The 23,846-nt window shown below is 53.7% G+C and carries 16 protein-coding genes; 13 read left to right on the top strand and 3 right to left on the bottom strand.

The window, feature by feature from the left end; translation table 11 throughout:
- Window positions 1–63 precede the first annotated feature (63 nt).
- The gene (locus tag ACFE8Q_RS23725; protein WP_375447926.1) at window positions 64–3,129 is read right to left on the bottom strand and encodes a DEAD/DEAH box helicase; all 3,066 of its coding nucleotides are present in this window, start codon (window positions 3,127–3,129) and stop codon (window positions 64–66) included.
- A 412-nt stretch (window positions 3,130–3,541) separates the two neighbouring features.
- Between ACFE8Q_RS23725 and ACFE8Q_RS23720 the strand changes: the two genes are divergently transcribed.
- From ACFE8Q_RS23720 to ACFE8Q_RS23710, 3 genes are all read left to right on the top strand, one after another.
- Entirely contained in the window at window positions 3,542–4,246 is a 705-nt protein-coding gene (locus ACFE8Q_RS23720; protein ID WP_375447925.1) for a DUF2064 domain-containing protein, read from the top strand.
- A 113-nt stretch (window positions 4,247–4,359) separates the two neighbouring features.
- Window positions 4,360–7,428, top strand: a complete 3,069-nt coding sequence (locus ACFE8Q_RS23715; RefSeq protein WP_375447924.1) for a TonB-dependent receptor domain-containing protein — start codon at window positions 4,360–4,362, stop codon at window positions 7,426–7,428.
- A gap of 291 nt (window positions 7,429–7,719) precedes the next feature.
- On the top strand, window positions 7,720–7,899 hold the full coding sequence (locus tag ACFE8Q_RS23710) for a hypothetical protein (RefSeq protein ID WP_375447923.1): 180 nt from the start codon (window positions 7,720–7,722) through the stop codon (window positions 7,897–7,899).
- Between the two features lie 35 nt (window positions 7,900–7,934).
- Here ACFE8Q_RS23710 and ACFE8Q_RS23705 read toward each other — a convergent pair whose 3' ends face one another.
- Window positions 7,935–8,405 carry a hypothetical protein gene (locus tag ACFE8Q_RS23705; protein WP_375447922.1) on the bottom strand — a complete coding sequence of 157 codons (471 nt, stop codon included), beginning with the start codon at window positions 8,403–8,405 and terminating at the stop codon, window positions 7,935–7,937.
- 580 nt (window positions 8,406–8,985) lie between these two features.
- Between ACFE8Q_RS23705 and ACFE8Q_RS23700 the strand changes: the two genes are divergently transcribed.
- On the top strand, window positions 8,986–11,475 hold the full coding sequence (locus ACFE8Q_RS23700; RefSeq protein ID WP_375447921.1) for a hypothetical protein: 2,490 nt from the start codon (window positions 8,986–8,988) through the stop codon (window positions 11,473–11,475).
- A gap of 80 nt (window positions 11,476–11,555) precedes the next feature.
- Here ACFE8Q_RS23700 and ACFE8Q_RS23695 read toward each other — a convergent pair whose 3' ends face one another.
- Window positions 11,556–12,476, bottom strand: coding sequence for an ROK family protein (locus ACFE8Q_RS23695; protein WP_375447920.1), 921 nt, complete (start codon window positions 12,474–12,476; stop codon window positions 11,556–11,558).
- Window positions 12,477–12,695: 219 nt separating this feature from the next.
- Here ACFE8Q_RS23695 and ACFE8Q_RS23690 point away from each other — a divergent pair, with 219 nt between their 5' ends.
- From ACFE8Q_RS23690 to ACFE8Q_RS23650, 9 genes are all read left to right on the top strand, one after another.
- Window positions 12,696–13,157, top strand: a complete 462-nt coding sequence (locus ACFE8Q_RS23690) for a redoxin domain-containing protein (RefSeq protein WP_375447919.1) — start codon at window positions 12,696–12,698, stop codon at window positions 13,155–13,157.
- A 105-nt stretch (window positions 13,158–13,262) separates the two neighbouring features.
- On the top strand, window positions 13,263–14,036 hold the full coding sequence (locus ACFE8Q_RS23685; RefSeq protein ID WP_375447918.1) for a class I SAM-dependent methyltransferase: 774 nt from the start codon (window positions 13,263–13,265) through the stop codon (window positions 14,034–14,036).
- A 161-nt stretch (window positions 14,037–14,197) separates the two neighbouring features.
- Window positions 14,198–14,791, top strand: coding sequence for a TetR/AcrR family transcriptional regulator (locus ACFE8Q_RS23680; protein ID WP_375447917.1), 594 nt, complete (start codon window positions 14,198–14,200; stop codon window positions 14,789–14,791).
- A gap of 192 nt (window positions 14,792–14,983) precedes the next feature.
- Window positions 14,984–16,153 carry a serine hydrolase domain-containing protein gene (locus ACFE8Q_RS23675; protein ID WP_375447916.1) on the top strand — a complete coding sequence of 390 codons (1,170 nt, stop codon included), beginning with the start codon at window positions 14,984–14,986 and terminating at the stop codon, window positions 16,151–16,153.
- Window positions 16,154–16,209: 56 nt separating this feature from the next.
- Entirely contained in the window at window positions 16,210–18,462 is a 2,253-nt protein-coding gene (locus tag ACFE8Q_RS23670; RefSeq protein WP_375447915.1) for an ATP-binding protein, read from the top strand.
- Between the two features lie 12 nt (window positions 18,463–18,474).
- Window positions 18,475–19,341, top strand: coding sequence for an SDR family oxidoreductase (locus tag ACFE8Q_RS23665; protein ID WP_375447914.1), 867 nt, complete (start codon window positions 18,475–18,477; stop codon window positions 19,339–19,341).
- A gap of 62 nt (window positions 19,342–19,403) precedes the next feature.
- Window positions 19,404–22,436, top strand: coding sequence for a hypothetical protein (locus ACFE8Q_RS23660; RefSeq protein ID WP_375447913.1), 3,033 nt, complete (start codon window positions 19,404–19,406; stop codon window positions 22,434–22,436).
- Between the two features lie 33 nt (window positions 22,437–22,469).
- Complete coding sequence (locus tag ACFE8Q_RS23655) at window positions 22,470–22,979, top strand: hypothetical protein (RefSeq protein ID WP_375447912.1); 510 nt, start codon at window positions 22,470–22,472, stop codon at window positions 22,977–22,979.
- Window positions 22,980–23,017: 38 nt separating this feature from the next.
- Window positions 23,018–23,734 (top strand): ABC transporter ATP-binding protein, encoded by a 717-nt coding sequence (locus ACFE8Q_RS23650; RefSeq protein WP_375447911.1) that lies wholly within the window; start codon window positions 23,018–23,020, stop codon window positions 23,732–23,734.
- Window positions 23,735–23,846: the final 112 nt, after the last annotated feature.

The following is a 23,846-nucleotide window of genomic DNA, read 5'->3' as shown; positions in this document are numbered from 1 at the left end:
CTAGCCTGGTTACGCCACATCGCCGGGATATGGCGTAACTGTTTGCGTAGAACCAGTGAAAAACTAATCCAGCAGCACCAGTACGTCTTCTTTCGTCAGCGACTTCATGAAGCCTTCTTCGGTGGCAACAAGTTCGCTGGCGAGGCGTTGTTTGTTGCGTTGCAGGGCCAGAATTTTCTCTTCCACGCTGTTCTTGGTAATGAACTTATAAGTAAAGACCGGCTTCTGTTGCCCAATGCGGTGCGCCCGATCAATGGCCTGCGCTTCAATGGCGGGGTTCCACCACGGATCGAGCAAAAAAACGTAGTCGGCGGCGGTCAGGTTGTGGCCCAGCCCTCCGGCTTTCAATGAAATCAGGAAGAGCTGCACCGTCTCGTCGGTCTGGAAACGGGCGACCTGTTCGGGGCGGTCGGTGCTCGACCCGTCGAGGTAGGCGTAGGTGATTTTCTTCTCTTTCAGATACTGTTTAATAACCGCCAGGTGTTTAATGAACTGGCTGAATATCAAAATTTTATGACCTTCGTTGAGCGCAATCTCCAGTCGCATCCGCACATCGTCGAGCTTGCCGGAGTCACCTTCGTAGCTGGCATCGACCAGGCGCGGGTGGTTGGCAATCTGCCGTAGTTTGGTCAGGCCCTGCAACACCACCATCTGCGATTTGGCGAGACCATCCTTCTCGATATGGTCCAGAATCAGGTTGCGGTAATACGATTTGGCTTCTTCGTAGGTCGTAGCCTGTTCGGGTGTCATCTCGCAATACAGCACCGTTTCCACTTTAGCGGGCAAGTCGGTCGCCACCTGCTTTTTGTTCCGGCGCAGCATAAATGGTTTGATCAGCCCGTAGAGCTTCTGCATTTTCTGATCGTCGCCCCGCTTCTCGATCGGAATCTGGTAGGTATTCCTGAAAAACGACTGGCTGCCCAGCAAACCGGGATTGATGAAAGTCATCTGCGTCCACAGGTCCATCGTGCTGTTTTCCAGCGGTGTACCCGTCAGAATCAGCCGGTGCGCTGAATTGAGCTGCATCACTGCCCGCGTAATGTGTGAATTGGGATTCTTGATCGCCTGCGATTCGTCCATGATCACGTAGTCGAACCGGTAATTTTTGAGCAGCTCAATGTCGATCCTCACAATACCGTAGGAGGTCAGAATCAGATCATAATCGTTGAACTGAGCCGTGTTTTTGTCGCGATACGTACCTGTATATACGAGCACGCGCAGGTCGGGCGTGAAGCGGCGCGCTTCCAGTTCCCAGTTATAGATGAGCGAGGTAGGCATAACCAGCAACGTCGGTGCGGGCCGCGATACGGCGGTGTCATCACGGCTGGCGGCTTCCTTACGCCCCTGCAACAGCGCCAGCGTCATCACGGTTTTGCCGAGGCCCATATCGTCGGCCAGGCAACCGCCAAAGTGGTATTGTCGCAGGAAGTTTATCCAGTCGTAACCTGCTTTTTGGTAAGGCCGCAGCGTGCCCTTAAAGCCAGTTGGCAACGGAAACTCGTCGATGCGCTCGAACTCGCGCAGCCCTTCCAGCCGCCGACTGATGACGGTTTCGGCCAGCGATTCGTTATCCAGTTCCTGCACCAGCGCCAGGTGATGCTTTTGCAAAACCAGCCGTTCAGACGGGGCTTCTGTGTCGTCGGCGGGCGGGTGTTCCATGAAGCCAACCAGTTCGGCGTACTTGACGAACCAGGCCTCCGGAATAACGGCGATCTCGCCATTAGGTAGCGTAAACTCCCGTTTTTGGGCCAGAATCAGCGACCGCAGGCGGAGAAACGGAATCTCGAAATCGCCGAAGCGTACCTTGGCGTGAATGTCGAACCAGTCGCGGCTTTCGCGGATCGAAATATCTAAACTCGAATAGCCGAGAAAATAACGGCGTGTATCGCTGGCGTTCTGACGTACCTGGAAGCCAGCTTCGCTGAGCATGTCCCGGTTCTCCGACAGCCAGGTGAAGGCCTTTGATTTGGGTAACTCCAACTGCCCGTTTCGCAAGTCGAGTCCCTGATCGCGGAGCTGTACAAACCGATTTCGCTCGGCTTTAAGCTCGCGCTTTATTTTGTGGAATACGTACTCGTCGCCCACTTTTTCGAGGCTCACGTTCGACGAGTTGGCGAAACTGTTGAACCGGAAGGTGAAGTCACCGTACTGGAAAGATAAGTCCAGCACCACTTCGTTGCTGCCGGCGTCGTCGTCATCGGCAACCAGCGTATCGCTAAACAGCGTTGTGGAAGTGGCCATCCGTTCGCGTTGGTGGCTGCTCGCCTGCTCCGAAAGGGTAAGGACCGGAATGGGGTCAAGCGCCGTCGAGCGAATCTCGAACCCTTTGGCAAAGACGTCGTATTGGGCAATCAGAGGAACAATGAACCGCTCGTAGTACTGGGCTTCCATACTTTTAGGAACCACAATGTGCTGCTTGTTGAGAAAGGGCCGCAACTTTTTGCCATCGACATCAATGCCCGCCGAGAGTTCGTTTTTCGACAGTTTGGCAAAATGGTACAACTTGTTGTTGACCAGCAACCAGGCTGGGTCATCGCAAAGGAGCATAGCATTACGATGTTGAAAATCAACACGTTCCGTAGCTGATTCGCCGGGTTTTACCTGTTCCCTGCCAAGCGGATAGCGAATAATCGGGAAGTAATGCGTGGCCTCGTCGTTCCGCACAAAATGAAAGTACACCCGGGCCGGTTCGGGCATGTACGTAACTGCATCGCCGACGGGATCACCGTCGTGGGTCATCAGAAAAAGGGGCTTTCCGGCCAGCAAGGGCAGAATCTGTGCTTTTGTTCGTTGCACATAATCGGCAATAGCTTCCTGCATGACCTTGTCGCCCTTCTGCGGATCGTATACGCGCAGAAAGAAATCGACCGCCGACCATTTCTTGGTATTAAATCGCCGGAGCAGCGTATCCTGACAGATATAATCGGTGAGCCGAACCAGTTCAAAATCGCGTTCATCCAGCCCCGCCGAGAATTCGCGGACATTCTGTGGGGAAAGGCTTTGGGTCTGGAGCGTCAGTTCCCCTTTGCCATTTAGCCGAACCACGAATGCTTCGATTAAATAACCCAGATATTCGTGTTCGAGTAAGGAGTAAACAACTTGAAAAGGCTCTGCCGGGGAAACTTTCATGAGAAGAGGAATGGGGCCAATTGACCAATAAAGAGCTACTCCACAAGGGAATGTGGCTCCACTGGGTAATGGGCTAACGGACGGATAAAGAACTCACTGATAGAATTTTAGTGAGTTCACTATTTGTCGTATAATAACAAAAAGAAAAGTAGCTAACACAAACATATTGAGCAAACGGTCTCAAATATACACGCCCAGGATAAAGTGCCAAATCACCAAACTGTTAAGTATATACGTTGACTGTTATTCTAGTGGCAATATAGGGTGTGGTTTACTCAACGCCTTATGGAATCCGGGGTGTATTTTTTGCCGTAGATGTAAATAGTATGCTTTGTTCACAGGAAATTGCAGCCAAATAGGGCTTGTCGCCTTTTACTCACCTAATCATAGAGTACCTTTCCGACTTATGCGGATGCCTGCGGGTTCAGTTGCGGTTCTACTTTTCTCCCTGTCGTCGACACAGGAAGCCCGTCGCAAGTCGATGACTGGCTCTGTGGTGCGCGACCAACGGGTGTGGCAATCGCTGGAACGGCTGACATTCGCCAAAATCCGGTCGGCTGGTCTACCCGGTTTTATTTCGCATAAAATATCGGCTCACCTGTCAGGTACGTTCGGTGAGCAACTTCAGCAAGCGGCGAAAGCGGTGCTCGACCTGGGCTATGACTCCGTGATCTGTATTGGCAATGATTGCCCCGCCCTGCGCCCGGCTGATTTGACCGAAGCCGCCGGTTTGCTACAGTCCGGGTCTATACCGATCGGGACCGACAAACGGGGCGGCGTCTACCTGACGGGGTTCAACCGGGCTTCGCTGACAAGCGAAGCAGCACTGATCGACCTGTCCTGGCAAACGGCTACGCTGGCCACCGACCTGATCGGCTACCTTCGTGAGCGAGGCCAACAAACAGCACTACTATCTGCCAGCCATGCCGACTGGAATGTGCTTGCCGATACGCAGTTGAGTCAGGCAACGGGTCTGCGTACCTGGCTCTATCAACTAGCCGAGGCACTTTGCCCGGCAACAATAGGCTCTCCGCCTGTCCACACAAGTACCCCTTACCAACGTTCAATCGCTCCTTCAGGGCTAAGGGCTCCACCGGTTGTGGTCACTGGTTGTTAGTTATTGGTTACTGGTTAATCAGCTACTGATCAACTAATGACCAATAACCAGTAACCAATAACCAGATTTCATTTCTCACTTCCCCCGCTTTACGGTCGGAACATTCATCTTTTATGAAAAAAATAACTCTACTCAGTATTCTCCTGTGGGGAATGGCTACACTTACTGCGCTGGCTCAGGTAACGGATATGACCGTGTCGGTGCGCGAATTAACCCGGCAACAGGCTATTGCCGGTATTACGGTTTATCTGGAGAACCCCTCGATTGGCGTCAATAGTCAGGCGGTAACCAACAATAACGGCCAGGTCACGTTTGGGTCGCTGTCGCTGAACGGTATCTACCGGGTGTTTACGAAAGAAGATGCAACGTACCTGGAAAGTGCCGCCGAAAACATTGTGTTACGGGCCAACTCCCGGCAGAGCGTATCGCTGCAACTGCCCTCGAAACGCGAGGTAAACCTGAAGGAAGTCCAGGTACGTGGTCGGAGTACTACGCAGATCAATACGATCAACGCCGAAGTGGCTTCTCAACTGACGATCAAACAGGTGGAGGAGCTACCCGTTGAGGGACGCGACATTACGCGGGTACTGTACCGGCTCCCCAACGTAAGTCAGGCCACGGGTTTCTTCCCCGAAGCACCAAACGTGAGCATCAACGGGGCCAACGGTCTGTTCAACAACTACCTGATTGATGGTATGGATAATAACGAGCGGTTTCTGGGTGGGCAGAAATTCGCCATTCCTGTTGGCTTTACCCGCAACGTGTCGGTGCTGACCAACAATTACTCGGTTGAGTTTGGCAACACCGGCAACGGCATCATCAACATCACCAGCAAATCGGGGAGCAACAACACGACGGGCGAAGTGTTTTTTCTGACCCGCCCCGGTTCGGCCATCGACGCGCAAACAAGCTATCCCCTCCGTGATCTGTCGGGCAACCAGGTAAAAGAAGGCTTCCAGCGGTATCAGGCCGGTTTTGGCATTGGCGGTGCGCTGGTGAAGAACAAGACGTTCTACTACCTGAACGTTGAACACACGACCGACATCAAAGACAATCTGCTGACGGCCCCGCAACTGGGGGTGAACGAGACTATTCGGGGCACCAACCGCTTTACCTACATATCGGGAAAAATCGACCAGTTCTGGACGGATCGATTCAAATCATCGCTGCGGGTGAACGTGGGGCAGGTGGCTATTGGTCGGCAGGCGGGTGGCCTCACGGGGGGCATTGCGTTTCCGTCGGCGGCCAACGCGCAGGATCGTAACTCACTGCTGATCGCGTCGCGCAACACGTACTCGACCGCGCGTTTTGCGTCGGAAACCAACCTGCAATACAGCAGCTTCCGCTGGAATTACGCCCGCCCCGTAGATGCTAATAGCCCGGACGTGACCGTGCAGGACCCAACCGGCGTAGGCATTGCTTACCTCGGCCATCCCGGCTATTTGTTCGACTCGCACGAAAACACGTTTCAGATCCAGCAGAAATTCTCATTTTACCGGGGCGACCACACCATTCGGGCGGGTGCTGAACTCATTTCGGCGCGGCACCAACTGTTTGGCGGCGGCAATCCAAATGGGAGCTACACCGTTCGGCTGACGGCCGCTCAACTCGCGTCGCTACAGGAACGGCGACTGGGCAGTAACCTGAACGTGACCGATATTCCCGCCGATGCGCAGGTGCTGGGTTATTCGGTCGAGCTGCGGCCCGCTTCGTTTGGTACCACGCAAAACATTGTGACCGGGTACGTTGAAGACCAATGGGCTGCTTCGTCGCGCCTCAACCTGACCTTGGGGGTACGTTACGACTACGATAACCTGACTAAAGGTGGTGCCGCCAGTGGCGATTTCAACAACATTGCACCCCGGTTCAGCTTCAACTACAAAGCCAGCAGCCGGTCGTCGGTGCGGGGTGGCGTCGGTGTTTTCTACGACAAAATCCTGTACACGATCTACAGCGACGCATTGCAGCAGAACAACACCAGCACTGATTTCAAACGCGAGCTGCAGTACTTCATCGACAAGGGAATTCTGCCCGCCAACACGGATATCAACCGGGTTACGTTCGACGGCAACCTGACCGTGGGGGGCAGCAACAACGCGGGCGTACCGATCCGGTATTTGCAGGGACCACCTGCTTCGTCGTTTGCCGGCCAGCGGAACCTGTTCAGCGGCGAGCGGCGGATTCTGAACCCCAACGGTTACCAGAGCCCGTACACGATTCAGAGCACGCTGGGGTATCAATACCAGGTCAACGACGACGTGCTGATTTATGCCGACGCCGTATACAACGAGTCGTACAACCTGTTCCGCACCCGCAACCTGAACGCCCCGGCTCCGTACGATTATACGATCAGCGCCCAAAACGGAACCGCCCGTTCGTCGGATGTGGCCAATGCCTCGCGCCCGTTGCCCATCGTAGGCGGAGCGGGTGTGTTGAACGGACAGCCGTTGGCAGGTGCTGCCCAGAGCGTGGTGATGACGGAAGATGCGGGTCGCTCACGCTACACGGCCCTGAGTCTGAATCTGCAAAAGAACCGGGGCAGTAGCCCGTACGCGTACCGGTTGATTTACACGCTGTCGCGGCTGTATAACGATACGGAAGACGTGAACTTCCGGGCGATGGACGCTAATAATTTCGCGGCCGAATGGGCACCGAGCATCAACGACCGAACGCACATTATCAACGGAATTTTTACCTATTACGCGGGGCAGCAGTTTACGCTTACCGCCGCCGCCCTCATCCAGAGTGGTCAACCCATCAACCGCATTCCCAACGCCTCGAAGTTCGTGATCGTCAACGCGCAGAATCAGCCGATTCTGGGCAGCAACGGCCAGCCGCTAACTACCAATGACCTGAATGGCGATGGCAGTGCCTTCGGCGATGCGTATGTAGGCAACTCCGACCGTCAGCCGGGCGAAAGCCGCAACTCAGACCGGCTTCCCTGGTCGAAAGTGGTGGACCTGAGTGCCCAGTACAACGTACCTATAAACGCACAGACCGGACAGCGTATCGAAATCCGGGCGGACATTTTCAACGTGTTGAATACCAATAACCTCAGTGGTTACTCGAACAACGCCACGCAGAGTAACCAGATTCAGGTTGGGGCGGCTGGTAGTGGTATTGTGCAGCGCAATGCCGGTGCACCCCGCCAGTTTCAGTTTGGTGTCCGGTATTTGTTCTAGCAAAAGCTGCCGCAGAGTAGTGTCGCAGATTGTTTTGGAGTTAGGCTTCGCGCTTGTGGCCCTTTGACTCCGCTCAGGGCCACAAGCGCGAAGCCTAACTCGCAAAAGCAACACACGCCAACGAGAAGCTGCACAAAAAAGGAGGATAGGAACGTTTACCTAGTCTCATCTCTAAACAAAAAAAACCCTCCAAAAAGCAGAGGGGTTTTTTTGTTTATCAGGCGTGGCGCCAAGTCATGTTTATACGCCATAAACGGCCAGGTACGTTATTGATTGAAAGACAGTCAACGTATGAAACGCATAGTCATCTATAGCTTTTTGCTCTCTGTGCTGTTTGTCGCCTGTGCTCCACGGCCCGTTTTGGTCAATGATAGGCCCAACCGTCCCCACGACAACGGCAAGCATAAAGGCTGGTACAAAAATGGCCGGTATGGCGGTCTGCCACCGGGCCAGGCTAAAAAGCGGGGCTGATAGTGTTTGGGTACAGCCTGTCCCGCAAGTCGGAATTATCGGGCGTAGTCGGTTGGGGTGACGGGAATTTTCAGCAGGTATTCGCCATTCCGGTCGCGGTAGTTATACACCATCGTGATGCTATGGTCGCGCAAGTCGTTCATGGCGCTGTTGGTCTTCACCGATTCGATCAGGGCTGGCTTTGTGGTGACTTCGAGTTGTTGAAGATCAATGTCGTCGCGGCTGGCGGTAATCAACGTGTAGTTAAACTGCAAGGCGGCCTCCGATAGCACCTGGGCGCTATCCAGCCGCGTGGCCGGGTCAATCTGCACGGGGCAGGCACTGTTGATTTCGCGGGCCGCATTGTGCAACTGATTCAGCACCGCCGCCGACTCGGCTGCCACTTTATCAAAGCTAACCGTTGAGTCAGCGTTATTTTGCTCTGTCTTTTTCTCCGGCGAACAGGCTAACGAACAGGTAATTATGAACCAACTAATGGCAACCTGATAGCGTGTACTCATCATCATAAATTAAGAGTAAAATCTGTTTGTTGATAGCGCGATGCAATAGGCCTGCTAAAGTTGAGAGCCTGTCTTTGCGAAGTTACACAGTTAAATAGAAGGCAAGGTCAGAGCGGTTAATAAGTATATATTTACCTGCTACTTTTCTGCTTACCTTTTTATGAAACACTGTTTACCGTTTATTTTTCTTCTATTATCCAGTCAACTTTTTGCGGCACATTCTGGTTGCCTTCCCTCTAAAATAGCTGTAAACAGCATTCTGCCCGATTCATTAGAGAGGGTTTCAAGTCAACAGGAGCCTCTGAAAAATGGACAAGGCATTTGTGTGGCGCCGTCCAGTCTGGTAGAATATACTATCTATCCAACGTCAGTATCGTTGTATTGGTCTGTAAATACGGGTCAGCTAAGCACCATACAGTACCGACAGCAGAGCAATACTGACTGGACTACTATTGCAGCCAAAACTAATCAGTACGCTGATGTATATGGCCTAACCAATCAGACAACCTACGAATGGCGGGTCATCGCCACCTGTCCTGACGCAAGTACGGCAGTAAGTTTAATCCGTTCGTTTGTCACCCAATGTGTGCCTCCGGCAAATCCAACTATACTGGCTCGCTCAAGTACTGGAGCGTTGGTTTCCTGGGACGGAAGCTATTCCTATAGTTATACCGCTCGTTGGCGGGCTGTGGGCAGCACTACCTGGAGTCAACGACAAAATGCCGCCCGGCCATTTAGTATCATTGGTCTTGCTCCTGCAACAGCCTACGAATGGCAAGTGCAAACAAGTTGCGACGATACGTATCGAAGTAGCTCTACATCGTCTCTAACCTTCATAACGGCCTGTGAAGCGCCTACGGGTGCTTTGGAACAGGCAATCGGCAGCACGTTTGCCAACCTCAACTGGAATGGTATTGAAGGAAGTACGCGCTACGATATAGTTTGGCAAGCTGTTGGCGCACCGACCTCACAAACAACTGCTGGCATTGAGCTGGAACCTCAGAATCACTATGGAGACGGGTACAGTCTGAAGGGATTAGCAGCAGGTACAACCTATAGCTGGCAGATACGTACTGTTTGTGCGGACGGAACAAAAACCGCGTTTACCGAGCCCCGGCAATTCACCACAGAAAACTGCTCACTACCGACGTTGTTAAGCAGCCGCGTATATGGACCTGCATCCGCCGAGCTAGCCTGGTACGGTGGATATTCGCAGGAAACCTACACAGTGCAACTGCGTCCCAAGGGAACGTCGGTGTGGGACGAATACGCTGGTACAGACGGTAATCTGGTTATAACAACACTACTTTCAGATACAGATTATGAATGGCGGTTAGCCCTGGCATGTGCGAATAGCACAACTAGTGTCGGTGACAGTCAAACCTTCAGGACAGAACCCTGTCCCGTTCCAACTGGTTTGGCCGTTTATGCAATTGAACCAACAGCAGCAGGATTGAGCTGGAGCGCTCTACCCGACGGAATATATAGTGTTCAATATCGAAAAGCGCAGTCCGTAGCATGGTCATCAATGCCTGCTGGTTCGCAAAATACACTGATACTCGATGAACTGGCTTCGGGCTCTAGTTATGAATGGCGAGTCATAAATACATGCAATGCGGGTGTTTTTACTACAAGCGAGGTACGTTCGTTTACAACCGGCTGTGCAGCACCTTCAAAGCTGCGGGTATTAGGCGTGACATCAATAGGGGCACTGGTCGAGTGGGTTACTATCACTGCCACGTATCAGCAACGGGTACGCTGGCGTGATGTGTCCCGCACAGAGTGGATTTATGGTACTCCTACTACCGCCGGACAATACAGCTTGACTGGGCTTAGCAACGGTGCTATGTATGAATGGCAGGTACAAACGATTTGTGATGATGGGCAAGGAACCTCCTACTCTGTCTCATCTACGTTTGCGGCGGCCTGTAATTCGCCATACGGTATTTCTATACGGGATATTTCGTCAACGGGAGTGCGGATAACCAGTTACAGTTATGCACCCGCAGGTACGCGCTACGACGTTGTATGGCGCATAGCAGACGCACCCACTGCCACTTCTCTCACAACACCAGCTAGTTCAAAAGGTGGTAACTTCATTTGCGATCTCACTAATCTTATTCCTGAGAAAGCCTACGAAGCCCAGGTACGTATTCACTGTGATGAGAATAAGGTGTCGGACTTTACTTCGTATCAACAGTTTATCGTTCAATCACCGGTAGACTACTCGCTGGCCATGTCTGTAGATAACCGCACACCAAAAGTAGGCGACCTGGTTACGTACGCGCTTACATTGCGTAATGATGGAGCAGACTCGGTATCTGTCAAGGTAATAGACAGACTACCAGCAGGTTTGTCGTTTGTTGATAGTCCGCATTCCCGTTGGGAGTTAAACTTTTCCGGTGGCGTAAACATCAATACGAGGCTGGCACCAGCTAAATCGCACACGTTTCGTTTCCGTACCAGGGTGAGCAAGCCAGGGCGATTTATCAATGCCGCTGAAGTTACTGAGGCTGGTCGGTCTGATCGTGACAGCGAACCAGATACGGGCTATGCCGATGGGGAAGATGATGCCGCTCAGGTGGATATACGTACCCAAGATGCAGGCGGGCCAGTGTTTTATTCACCCAACCCGAATCAACGAATATTACCAGCAGTGATATCGAATGAACCTCCAGGCGATCCTGACAAAGCTGATTTGAGTCTGGGAATAGACAGTAATACCCGCCTGCCAAAGCTTGGCGAACTAGCTACAATAACTCTCAAGCTGACTAATCAGGGAGGAGCCAGGGCACCGGGTATAAGGCCGAAACTACTCCTGCCCACGGGTTGGCAACTGGTCACGCCAGGCTGGAATTCTACAGGTACGCCTAACGAATACACCCTGCAACCGTTGATTGATTTGTTGCCGAATACGAGAATACAGCTTCCGGTGGTGGTTCGGGTGGCGGGTAGCGGCTTACAGCAGATCAAGGCACAGGTAGCCAGCAGTAACGTACCTGATCCAGACAGTACGCCGGATAACGGGTATACCAATGGCGAAGACGATACAGCAACGATTGATGTAAGAATGTAAATAGTGTTTAAGGTTTGTGGTTGCGTTACTAGTCGGTTAACTAGCAGCACAACCACTAACCTTAAACCACAAACGTCATTTCACAGCATCGCTGCACCGAAAACACCGGCACTGTCGCCAAGTTTGGGGCGGATAATCGGTGTTTTGACGACTCCATTGTTGAAAATATATTTCCTGATCCGCTCATAACCTTCCGTATACAATTCGTCGATGTTGCCTACGCCGCCACCAAGCACGATCACGTCCGGGTCGAGCACGTTGATGAGCGTTGAGATAGACCGGCCATAGTAGTCCAGCATGCGTTCCATCGTGAGCGAAGCCACCGGGTCAGTGCCGGCGCGGTGGCGTTCGACAATCTCCTTCATCGTCCGTTTTTCGCCGCTCTGCTCGAGATAAAACCGTTGGAGCGCCGGACCCGCCAGCACCTGTTCATTGCAGCCGCTCTTGCCGCAGTAACAGGCATGCCCGTTCTCTTCCAGAATGTTATGGCCCCATTCGCCCCCAATGCCGTGGAGTCCGTTGATGACGAAGGGCCGCCCGTCGAGGCCGCGTACGACTACGCCGCCGCCAACGCCGGTGCCCATAATGACGCCAAACATCATCTGAAAATTGGGTACAACGCCCGGTACCGCACCCAGCGTAGCCTCGGCCAGTGCAAAGCAATTTGCATCGTTGGCCAGCGAAACAGGTACGTTCAATTGCTCGGTCAGGGCCTGTTTCAGGGGCATGCCGTTGAGGCAGGTGGTGTTGCAGTTTTTCATTGTCTGCGTGCCGGGGTCGAGCGTGCCGGGGGTGGCAAAACCGATGTGGTCAGGTACGTAGCCCGTCTCGGCCCGCAACTGATCGACCAGCAGTTTGATCCGGCTCACAATGTGTTCGTAGCCCAGATGCGCTTCGGTGTCGATCCGTTTGCGGATAACGACGGCCTCGGGCGAGGGCGATGAAAGAATGACACCTTCGATCTTGGTCCCGCCAAGATCAATACCCCATAATGTTTGCATAACGACTGTTTCGTCTAAATCGGCTTTCAGATGGCCGGGAATCAGGCTGCAAACATACGGAAGTCCGGCAAACACCTCTGCGCCCACCCCGTAACACGGACTTCAGTCCGTTTTTGTGGCGTATAAAAACGGACTGAAGTCCGTGTTACAGCGCCCGGTGCCAAGGTGTTTGCGACTACCTTTGCACGGTTAAATCAATGCGTAATCAACTCCATCATCATGGCTCTATCAATTGGCCAACCGGCCCCCGCCTTCACGCTTTTCTCATCGGAAAATAAACCTGTTTCGCTCAGCGATTATGCGGGTAAAAACGTAGTGCTGCTGTTCTTCCCCATGGCGTTCACCAGCGTCTGTACGGCCGAGTTGTGCGAAATGCGCGATAATTTGCACGTATACACTAACCTGAACGCCGAGATTCTGGCTGTTTCGGTCGATTCGCCGTTTACGCTGGCCAAGTTCAAAGAAGAGCAGAACCTGCCCTTTCCGTTGCTGTCTGACTTCAATAAAGAGGTATCGGAGGCGTACGATGCGCTGTACGAAAACTTCGTCATGAACATGAAAGGGGTGAGCAAACGCGCGGCCTTCGTGATCGATGAAACGGGCCAGATCAAATACGCCGAAGTGCTGGAAAACGCAGGTAACGTACCTGATTTTAACGCCGTGAAAGCAAGCTTAACTTAAAGAGTAAACGAGTAAATGAGAGAAGGAGTGACAACTAGAATGACCGTTTAGGGTTGCCAGGCTACTCACTCTTTCACTCATCTATTCTTTCACTCTTTCTCTTCTATGCCCTGGTATACACACTTTTTTACCGGCCTGCCGCAGGAAGCCTGGAAGGCCGCGCAGACCGACGAGCAGACACAGCTCGAACTGGAACGGATCGTGGAATCGCTCGAGTTCGGCCCCGATGATCGGGTGCTCGATGTATTCTGTGGCTACGGCCGACATGCATTGCCCCTGGCGAAAATGGGTGCCGACGTGGTTGGCATCGATATTTCGGACGAGTCGATTGCTGAGTTAAACGCGTCTGTTGGCCGGAAGAAACTGGCCCTGACGGCCGTTGCGGGCGATTTTATGGCCATTGATACGGCTGCGTTGGGGGCACCCGCCTCGTTTCAGGCAGCGTACTGTCTGGGAAATAGCCTAAGCTTTTTCCCGCGTGTTGAGATGCTCGCCTTTCTGCAACGTATTGCCGATCTGCTGGAACCGGGCGGGCGATTTCTGGCACAGTCGGGGATGGTGGCCGAGAGTTTCCTGCCCGATTTTCAGGAACGCGCCTGGTTACCCGTTGGTGATGCAATACAGGTGTTGATCGAGAATCAATACGACCCCCTCACCGCCCGCGTCGACCAGCACCTGACGTATTACCGGCGCGGCAAAACCGGCGTGGAGGTTGTTGAGCGAACTGCCGAATACTACATCTACACCCTGGCCGACCTACTGCGCCTATTCAACGAAGCCAATCTTGAACCAATAGCTTGTTATGGCACCGTTGAAGGAGATAGTTACCAGGTAGGTGATGAAGGCGTCTGGGTGCTGGCTGTGAAAAAGCCTAGTTAACGTTTATAAAATCATATCTTGTATACGCTTTGCAACAAGTGGACATTATTTTATTGTGCATTTATGATAAAAAGTTTATAAATAATTTTCTGCTTCTGAATTAATCAGGATAATCGGCTAACTTTCAGCCAGATTAACACCGTTAACAACTCTGACCTATCATGGAAGTAGTCGAGCGCAAGCAGCGCACCCGCGAACAAACGCGGGCGGGTATTCTCCACACCGCCAAAGACATTGCCCGCCGGGAAGGCTGGCAGGCGGTCTCGATCCGCAAAATTGCCGACGCCATCGATTACAGCGCCCCTGTGGTCTACGACTATTTCGATAGCAAAGACAGCCTGCTCGATGAGATTCGTAACGAGGGGTTCCGTCACCTGCGCACCGAGTACGAACGCCTGGTGAAGCTCTATCGTGACCCGGAAAAGCTGCTCTACGAGATTTCATTAATCCAATGGCAGTTCGCCACGCAGCAGGTTGAACTCTACCAGGTGATGTATAACCTGGAGGGTGCCAATTGCACGGCCCCGCTGGCTGAATCAGAAGAGATAAAGGCGGTCAACGAGATCGTTTGCCGGATCATATTCTCGTTCATCCCCAAATCATCCGACGCCATTCGCCGTCTGTATTTCGAGTGGTGGGCTACCTCCCACGGTATTATCATGCTGGGCGCTTTACTCCGTCATCAGCAACCGCTCGAAGCGACCGAACAGATCTACCGCGAAACCATGCGGCGATTTGTCAGGAACCTGCGGTAGGAAATCTGGCTAAGCAATAGATGGCAATCGTCCCGATTTGCCGTTTGTTCATTCATACCAAAGCCGCACCAGCCCCCGCTGTGTGCGGCTTCTTCTTGATAGCATTGGCCTGTTGAAGGGCACATAGCGCGAAGCCGACAAAGCAATACAACAGCACAAAACCGTCCATCATTAATTGCACTTTGTTTCATCATGAACCCGTTTGTTTCCCGTATCAGCTACATTGTCTGCCTGTTGCTGGTGGTTGCCTGCCATCGGCCAGGTACGTTGTCGAAACCGTATTTTCCGCCGAAGGGCGATACCTGGGCGCGGCTGGCCCCCGAAAAGGCAGGGATGAACGCGGCCCTGCTCGATTCGGCGTTGGCGTTTGCTAAAACACAGGAAACAACGCAGATGAAGCCCGATTTTTCAACGCAGGAAGAGATTTTCGGCAAACTGCTTGGCCCTATGCCTACCAGCCGGGCGGCGACGAACGGGATTATTCTGCGTCACGGCTACATTGTGGCCGAGTGGGGCGATACCCGCGCCGTTGATCCGACTTATAGCGTGGCAAAAAGCGTGCTGGCAACGCTGGTTGGCATCAGCCACGAGCGGGGCCTGATCCCGGATATTCATGAGCCGGTGGCCAAACTGATTCACGATGGCGGCTATGAGTCGGAGCAGAACCGGGCGATAACCTGGGAAAACCACCTCAGGCAAACGAGCGAATGGGAGGGGACGCTATGGGGAAAGAACAGCGATTTTGTGGGCAAAGAAGCTTTTGGGCGCGGTGAGCGCAAACCACGTGTGCTGCAAAAGCCAGGTACGTTCTACGAATACAACGATGTGCGCATCAACCGCATGGCACTGTCGCTGCTACGCCTCTGGAAAAAGCCCCTGCCCGATGTGGTTCGCGACGAAATCATGAACCCGATCGGGGCGTCAGGTACGTGGCAGTACATTCCGTATCCAAACGCGATTGCCGACGTAGAGGGTAAGCCGATGCCTTCGGTGAGTGGCGGAACCCGCTGGGGTGGCGGGCTACGCATCAGTGCCCGTGATCTGGCCCGGTTTGGGTATCTGATCGGGCAGAAGGGACGCTGGCAGGATCGCCAGATCGTTTCGGCCGACTGGGTAAAGCAGGCCACCACCGGCAACGCCGTTGGCCCGGATTACGGCTATTTATGGTGGCTCAATACGGGTAACGCAGCGGGCGGGAAAAAGCCCTGGCCCGACGCGCCCTCAACCAGTTTTGCCGCGCTTGGTGCTGGCTCGAACACGGTCTGGATCGATCCCGAGCACGACATCGTGATTGTGTGGCGCTGGCATAACGGTAGCCCAAACGAGTTGATTAAGCGCGTGTTGGCGGCGGTGAGAGACTGATGTACATTATTCATTATCCATTGTACATTAACATTTACCTCCTGTATCTTTCCTGTATGATGAGACTCTTTACCGTGCTATGCCTTCTGCTGCTGACTGACTGTGCTGTTGGCCAAACAGTTAAAATGTCGGGTGGGAAATCCGGGTTTTCAGTGTCAGCCGGCCAGTCTAATTCGATGGATACCTCGGCTATTAAACCGTACCGGTTGAGCGCAACTAATGATTTGGGCGGGGCACGCTGGCGATTTAAAGAAGGCGACAGTATAGGCTGGGCCAGGCCGGATTATGCAGACCGCCATTGGGTGAAAACAATGACGCCCAAAAACGCGATCATGGCGAATAAAAGCCTCTGGAATAACGGTAAAGGTTGGTTCAGGCTGGTGATCAAAGCCAATACGGAGACGATCACTAACCCGGTAAATCTGGTAGTCGATCAGTTTGGTCGTTCGGAGTTTTATTTAGATGGTCGGCTGCTGACCAAATTAGTTCCCTTTCGTATCGATTCAGGCGGCTCGCAACGGATAACACAGCTGATACCATTGCCCATTGCCGATACCAGCGAGCACGTATTGGCCATTCGGTATGCCTTCCGGAAAGAGCCCACTTTTTTTGCTGAGCTGGGCGAGCCGCCAATGAAATTATCCGTTATCGAGGCCAGTGAAGGGCTAACCAGCTATTACTTTTCAGAATCGTTTGGCATAGGTATAGACTTCCTGTGCGCAGGTATTTTCAGTACGCTGAGTCTCCTGCATTTTCTCTTCTTTCGGGCCAACCGAGCGCAACGAATTAACCGCACGCTGTTCTGGACAATGCTGGCGTTTGCGATGGCTTTCCTGACCGATTTTTTCAGTGACATTACGCCCAGTCTGACTATTGATTCACTGGTTGAGTTGGGTGGTAAACTGGGGTTTCGGTTGGGTTGCGCGTTGCTATTGTGGGGCGTTTACCAGTACCTGAAAATCCAGGCTGGTTGGTTCTTCTACACTATAGTAGCCTTATTAGCCATCGATTTAGTATACCGGGCCCTGATTGGACCAGTGCCTGACTACACCGATGGAATAGGTGTGTTGTTAAGCTTCATTGATTACATCCGGTTAAGCTGGGTGGGCCGTAAGCGCAAGGTGGCTGATGCCAGGCTTCCCTGGAAATCATTGAAACTGGCTATTCTATGCATTGGCGGTGTCTTTATAGTGGCTATTATTGGTGTAATAGCCAGTAAAACGAAACTGCTGAATGTTGATTTTGATCTGGTTCTGGCACCTATTTTCGTCTTGTTTTTCATTGCTATGCTTAGTATTCCGGTTGGCCTGTCGCTCTCGCTGGTCCAGGATTACACACGTACCTACCGATCGCTGGCCGACAAGCTACGCGAAGTAGAAGCGTTGTCGGCCCGGACGGTGGCGCAGGAGCAGGAAAAACAGCAGATACTGGCCCGGCAGAATGAAACCCTCGAACACCTGGTTACCGAACGAACCGCCGCCCTCGACCAGTCGCTCACCGACTTGAAGACCACGCAGGACCAACTGATTCAACGCGAAAAACTGGCTAGCCTGGGTGAACTGACTGCCGGCGTGGCCCATGAGATTCAGAACCCGCTCAACTTCGTCAATAACTTTTCGGAGGTGTCGGTTGAATTGCTCACGGAACTGGAAGAAGAACAGGAAAAGCCCGTTGAGGAGCGCGATGTGCATTTGGAGAAAGAAATATTGGGCGATATCAAACAGAATATCGGCAAGATTAGCCATCACGGGCAACGGGCGGCCAGTATTGTTCGGGGGATGCTTCAACACAGCCGCACCAGCACCGGCCAGCGCGAACCCACCGACCTGAATGCACTCACCGACGAATACCTGCGACTGGCCTACCACGGCATTCGGGCGAAAGAAAAGGCGTTTGAGGTGAATCTGGTCACGCACTTCGACCCGGACTTACCGGCAGTGCCTACCGTGTCGCAGGATATTGGCCGGGTGCTGATGAACCTGTTTACCAACGCCTTTTACGCCGTGCAGGAACGTACCCAGCTCGGCACCGCCTCGGAATCAGGTACGTATAAACCAACCGTGACGGTAACGACAGCTCGTGTTGGCGATAAGGTACAGATTCGGGTACGTGATAACGGCACGGGTATCCCCGATGAGGTGCGTAGCAAGATTTTCCAGCCGTTCTTCACCACCAAACCCACCGGCAAGGGAACCGGCCTTGGCCTGAGCCTCAGCTACGACATCATTACCAAAGGCCACGGCGGCACCATTGATGTGCGGTCTGAGCCCGGCGAGTACACTGAGTTTATTCTTGCGCTGCCACTGTAACGGGTAAAGCTTATGACCATTACCATTATCGGAGCCACTGGCATGCTGGGGCAACCTGTTACCCGTGAGCTTATCACGGCCGGATTTGCCGTGCGCATTATTGCCCGGAATGTGGCGGAAGCCAAACGACTTTTTCCGACTGCTGATGTTGTTTTTGGCGACCTTCAGCAGCCCGATTCATTACCCGTAGCACTGGCGGGTTGCGAAACAACGTACCTGAATCTGTCGGTGAAGCAAACCGAAAAACCATCTGATTTTCATACTGAATCGGATGGCCTGCGGCATCTGCTGGAGGCAGCGAAAGTGGCGGGTGTGAAACGGATAATGTACCTGTCGTCGATAGTGATGCGCTACCAAGGCACAAACGGGTTTGACTGGTGGGTATTTCGAATCAAGCACGAAGCCGTGGCGCTCATCAAGGCATCGGGGCTGGATTACAGCCTTTTCTACCCGTCGAATTTTATGGAAACCATGTTGACCACGCAGCGCATGGGGCCGTTGGTGCTGGTACTTGGTCGGTCGGAGGTGAAGCCGTGGTTCATTGCTGCTCGGGATTACGGAAAGCAGGTAGCCAGAGCGTTGCAACTGGCCCAGCCCGGCAAGCTACAGGAGTACGTCATTCAAGGTCCCGAACCGGTAAACCAACTGGAGGCCGCCCGGCGGCTGGTTGCCAGCTATACCGAGGCCAAACTGCGCGTGCTGGAAATGCCGCTGGCCTTGCTTCGATTTGGCCAATTGTTCTCGCAACAGGCCGACTATGGTGTTCACATTGCCGAAGCCCTGAACGGTTATCCCGAACAGTTCGAAGCCGAACGTACCTGGACAGACCTCGGTAAACCTATGCGAACGATCGATAGCTTTGCAGCAGGGGCAAGGTAGGATGATTCGCCTGTTTCCACCAACAGTATACGCCTCGGCAGGTCGTTTTTCGTTGATATAATATGTCGTTACAATTCTGGAAAATCTGGACGAAGCCCGAACGCGTTACTTACGTGGTCGGGCTTGTTCTATTAGGTATATCGCTTGGCTGGCTGGCACTGGCCGGGTACCGCGGCCTTGAAAACGTAGTGCGCTGGGAGGTGCTGAACGAACTCGTTAGCCTGCCTGCCACGCTGTATCAGTTCACCGACGGGTTGCTCACGTACCCTATTCAGGGGCAGGTGCAGACAGTAGCGGGCCAGTTCATCGCCTCGCCCATGCAGGTATATCCGTTCGTGGCCACTGGTACCGTAGCGGGGTTGTGCGTTGCGCTGTCGTTTTCGCTGGCGGGTATCTGTCGATTGCCAGCGTTGCGCTACCGGCTGGCAATGGGTGCGTTTATTTTGTTGCTCGCTGTTTGCCGGTTCGAAACGCTGGGATTGCCCGGCGGCTCAGGGAAATGGCTGTTCCTAGGGCTGACTACGTTGTTCGGCGGCGTCAGTTTCTACTTCCACGCGTTCCGAACGGAGGTTGGTTTCGTGCCCCGGCTGCTGGCTTTTATGGGATTGATGGCCGGGGTGGCCGTAGGTATTACGTTGGGCACAGCCCGCTCTGCCGAGGCTGGATCAGTCATTAATCCGGCGATGGTGCTGCTGAGTTACGCACTGCCCGGCCTGGTCATTGTGAGCATTGCCTTCATCGCTTTCATCGCCATCGACATCATCGCTGGCATGGTCTGGCTGACCAGCGTCAGTCGGCAAAGCCGGGATACCGACGTACCTGGCCGACCGTTGGGAATCTTTAACTTTCTCTTTATCAGCATACTGTATCTGCTGAATCTGCTGCTGATCTGGTTGCAGAACACCAAAGTGATCGACTGGCAGGTAACCACGATCAGTCCGTTTTTAATCGTGGGTACGTCGGTTGTGCTGGGCATCTGGGGTTTTCGCCGCCTGGTCGAGCAGCGGGAACTGCTTTCTTTTCGCGAGGCGGGGGCGGGCCTTTATGTGGGGGTAGCCGCTCTGGCGACGCTAACGATGGCCTATGCCTTTGCCACGGCCAATGACCCGCTGATCGAGGTCTTTGAAGACGCTATTGTGTACAGCCATTTCGGAATGGGTCTGGCCTTTGTCTTATACACGGTCCTGAACTTCTGGCCCATCTATCAGCAGCGCCTGCCGGTGCATCGGGTCATCTACAAAGCCCGCATGGCCGATCTGCCGCTGTTTCGGCTGGCCGGGTTAGTGGCAATGGTAGGCATGGTGGCGGGCGGCGATTATTTCACGGTGCGACAAGGTTACGCAGCCACGCTTGCTGCCCTGGGCGACGCGTATCTGGCCGAAAGCCAGGTCGATCTGGCGCAGACCTATTATCAGGAATCCATCGCCGAAGAGTTTCAGCAGCACAAAGCCAACTACGCGCTGGCTTCGATCGCCCTGACGCGGAATGACCAGAACTCGGCCGCTCTCTTTTTCTCAAAAGCACTCTTAAAGCAGCCTTCACCCCAGGCCTTCGCCGGGCTGAGCGACACGTACCGGCAAACAAACCTGTTTTTCGAGTCCATCAAGACGTTGCAACGAGGTATACAGACGTTTCCCAACAGCGGTGAACTGCGAACGAATCTGGGTTACCTCTATGGCAAAACCGCCATTGCCGATTCGGCTTATTACTATTCGCAGTCGGCGGTGGCGCATACCCGGCGCGATGAGGTTCCGCTGGCCAATCTGCTTGGTTTGTACGCCCGCAACCCGGAAGTGATCGCCGCCGATTCAGCCCTTATCGGCCAGGTAGAAACGCGCGATGATCCGGCATTCGAGGCCAATAAACTGGCGTTGCGCCTTGTTTCCCCCCGCGACACCACATTGCCGGCACCGCCCGAATGGCTAGCCAGTGCCGCGCCCGATCCTGTGCTTGATGCCGGTCAGTTTGCGTCGCTTTACAACTACGCGTTTGTGGCACCAAATCCAGACAGCACCCTGCTGAATCGCCTGCAACGTGCCGCCCTCAATCCGGCCAATCAGGAACTGGTCGACGACCTGTTGCTTGGGCTGGCGTTGGGCCGGTACCGCGCCAATCAACAGCCCGAAGCCTTCGACCTGTTGAATCAACTGGCTACGACTGACCCCAAACGTGCGGCGGCCTACCGCACTACCCTTGGCCTGCTTCAGACCGAACAGGGACTGCACAAACTGGCTGCCCAAACGTTTGCGCTGAATTCCGACACGCTGTCGACCTTCTACCGGGCGGTTGCGCTCACTAAAGTGGGCGAGCTGGCGGCGGCTCGGCCTTTCTGGCAAACGGCTGTCAGGCAGGATAGTAGTCTTCGCGGCATTGAGCAGGTGCTCTATGACGAAAAGAAGCCCGAAACAGATCTGGAAAAGGCGTTTTACGTCACCTATCGCCCCGACGATGCCAATCGGGGACGTACCTGGGAAACGATCCGCGATGCCAGCCTGAAAACCGTTGCCGGAGCCAGCCTGATCGATACGTACCTGGAAACCCGGCAATACTTCTACGCCCAGATGATTCTGAGCCAGATGGGTCAACCCGGCCAACTCACGCCCTTCGCCCGGTCGCTTGAAAACCTGTCGGCGGTGAAGATTGCGGCGTTCCGTAAAAAGGCGGCGGCTACCGATTCACTGGCGAAAGCCTTCTTCGTACCTGCGCACCGGGCGCTGGTCGAGGCGTTGCGGGGGAGTGCCTTTGCCGCCTCAAAACGCCCCGCCGACGCGCGCAAGGCGTATGAGCAGGCGTTGCAACTGGCACCCGCCCAAGGGCCGATCGTAGCGGAAGCCAGCCAGTTTCTGCGGTCGATAAAGCGGATTGGACCCGCCTACGAAGCTGTTCGCCAGGCCTTGCCTTATAACGGTAACAACCCCGCTTTGCTGAAGAGCTACGTCCTGCTTTGCCTCGATCAGAGCCTGTTCGAATACGCCGAAGAGGGGATGGTGCAATTACAGGTTGCCGACTCACCCGCCGACTATCAGGCGTTTGCGGTAGCCTATCAGCAAAAAATAGCGGCTATCGAAAACGACCGTAACGCCTTTGTGCAGTGATGTAATTTAGCCCACGTTCGTAAATCACCGCGCATGGCAACTACGTTGAGCTGGGTCAAAGAGGCATTTAGCCGGGAAGTACATCTACTGGAAAACGGCGTGGAAGTCGGCCGCCTACACAGGGCTGTCTTTGAGCGTGATGTCGCTGCATCGCTGCATGCTGTACAACTCCGCTACGACGTAACCGGATTTCTATTCCATTCCGTGAATGTGCATGATATGAAGGCTAATAATCGTGTTATTGCTACGATCACGCTGCACTTTGGCAAACGGGCGGAACTCAGGCTCGAAAACGGTACGGTCTACACCTGGAAGCGCCATAACATGCTCATGCGTGAATGGACTATGATTCGCGAAGGAGCTACCGACGCCGACGATAAGGAAGTCGTGAATTACAGCCTGACCCGGAAATTTCTGGCCGATCATGGCGATATTAGTACCGACCTACCCTCACCCGAAGCAGACATCGTTGTGCTGACCGGCCTGTTTATCCGCAACTATTTTCAACGGCGTCGGCGGGCCGCTGCTGCGGGAGCAGCCTAACCAAACCGACAAATTATACTGTCATTTTATCAGGCAACATGAATATTATTGAAACCAGCGAAGTAGCCAAGCGGTACATAATGGGTAGCGAAGTGATCGATGCCCTGAAATCGATCACTATTTCGGTGCAGAAAGGGGAGTACGTAGCCTTCATGGGGCCGTCGGGTTCGGGTAAATCCACGCTCATGAACATCGTGGGTTGCCTTGATTCGCCCACGTCGGGCCGCTACATTCTGAACAATCAGGATGTGAGTAACATGACGGAAAATGCGCTGGCCGAAGTTCGTAACAAAGAAATTGGCTTCGTGTTTCAGACCTTCAACCTGTTACCGCGCCAGACATCGCTCGAAAACGTGGCCCTGCCGCTGATTTATGCTGGCTTCAACAAAGCCGATCGTACCGAAAAGGCGATGCTTGCGCTGAAAAATGTGGGCCTTGAAAACCGCGCCGGTCACCGCCCCAACGAATTGTCGGGTGGTCAGCGGCAACGGGTGGCGGTGGCGCGGGCACTGGTCAATGACCCGAGTATTCTGCTGGCCGATGAACCCACGGGTAACCTCGACTCCAAAACGTCGTATGAGATCATGGACCTGTTCGACCAGATTCACAGCAAAGGGAACACGGTGATCATGGTGACCCACGAAGAAGACATTGCCGAGTATGCCCACCGTATCGTTCGCCTGCGCGATGGTCTGATCGAAACTGACCGGGTAAACCAGAACATCCGCAAAGCAAAGGCATTCATGCAGGCTTGATTGGTGGACCGGGTATTGGTTGAATGGTAATCGGGGATCAGGGGATTGGTAAATCGGGGTATTGGTCAATAACCACTCTCCCAATCTACCAACCCCCTAATTCCTCATTACC

The sequence above is a fragment of the uncultured Fibrella sp. genome, assembly GCF_964250085.1.
Classification (GTDB): domain Bacteria; phylum Bacteroidota; class Bacteroidia; order Cytophagales; family Spirosomataceae; genus Fibrella.
Note: the sequence above shows the minus strand (reverse complement) of the source record. Positions and strands in the feature narration are given on the sequence as shown.

Excerpts from the sequence above, each read along its gene's own strand:
- ACFE8Q_RS23680 (WP_375447917.1), top strand. The coding sequence starts at position 14,198 with ATGGAAGTAGTCGAGCGCAAGCAGCGCACCCGCGAACAAACGCGGGCG.
- ACFE8Q_RS23660 (WP_375447913.1), top strand. The coding sequence starts at position 19,404 with ATGTCGTTACAATTCTGGAAAATCTGGACGAAGCCCGAACGCGTTACT.
- ACFE8Q_RS23690 (WP_375447919.1), top strand. The coding sequence starts at position 12,696 with ATGGCTCTATCAATTGGCCAACCGGCCCCCGCCTTCACGCTTTTCTCA.
- ACFE8Q_RS23705 (WP_375447922.1), bottom strand. The coding sequence starts at position 8,405 with ATGATGATGAGTACACGCTATCAGGTTGCCATTAGTTGGTTCATAATT.
- ACFE8Q_RS23695 (WP_375447920.1), bottom strand. The coding sequence starts at position 12,476 with ATGCAAACATTATGGGGTATTGATCTTGGCGGGACCAAGATCGAAGGT.
- ACFE8Q_RS23715 (WP_375447924.1), top strand. The coding sequence starts at position 4,360 with ATGAAAAAAATAACTCTACTCAGTATTCTCCTGTGGGGAATGGCTACA.
- ACFE8Q_RS23670 (WP_375447915.1), top strand. The coding sequence starts at position 16,210 with ATGATGAGACTCTTTACCGTGCTATGCCTTCTGCTGCTGACTGACTGT.
- ACFE8Q_RS23675 (WP_375447916.1), top strand. The coding sequence starts at position 14,984 with ATGAACCCGTTTGTTTCCCGTATCAGCTACATTGTCTGCCTGTTGCTG.
- ACFE8Q_RS23650 (WP_375447911.1), top strand. The coding sequence starts at position 23,018 with ATGAATATTATTGAAACCAGCGAAGTAGCCAAGCGGTACATAATGGGT.
- ACFE8Q_RS23720 (WP_375447925.1), top strand. The coding sequence starts at position 3,542 with ATGCCTGCGGGTTCAGTTGCGGTTCTACTTTTCTCCCTGTCGTCGACA.
- ACFE8Q_RS23665 (WP_375447914.1), top strand. The coding sequence starts at position 18,475 with ATGACCATTACCATTATCGGAGCCACTGGCATGCTGGGGCAACCTGTT.
- ACFE8Q_RS23685 (WP_375447918.1), top strand. The coding sequence starts at position 13,263 with ATGCCCTGGTATACACACTTTTTTACCGGCCTGCCGCAGGAAGCCTGG.
- ACFE8Q_RS23655 (WP_375447912.1), top strand. The coding sequence starts at position 22,470 with ATGGCAACTACGTTGAGCTGGGTCAAAGAGGCATTTAGCCGGGAAGTA.
- ACFE8Q_RS23725 (WP_375447926.1), bottom strand. The coding sequence starts at position 3,129 with ATGAAAGTTTCCCCGGCAGAGCCTTTTCAAGTTGTTTACTCCTTACTC.
- ACFE8Q_RS23710 (WP_375447923.1), top strand. The coding sequence starts at position 7,720 with ATGAAACGCATAGTCATCTATAGCTTTTTGCTCTCTGTGCTGTTTGTC.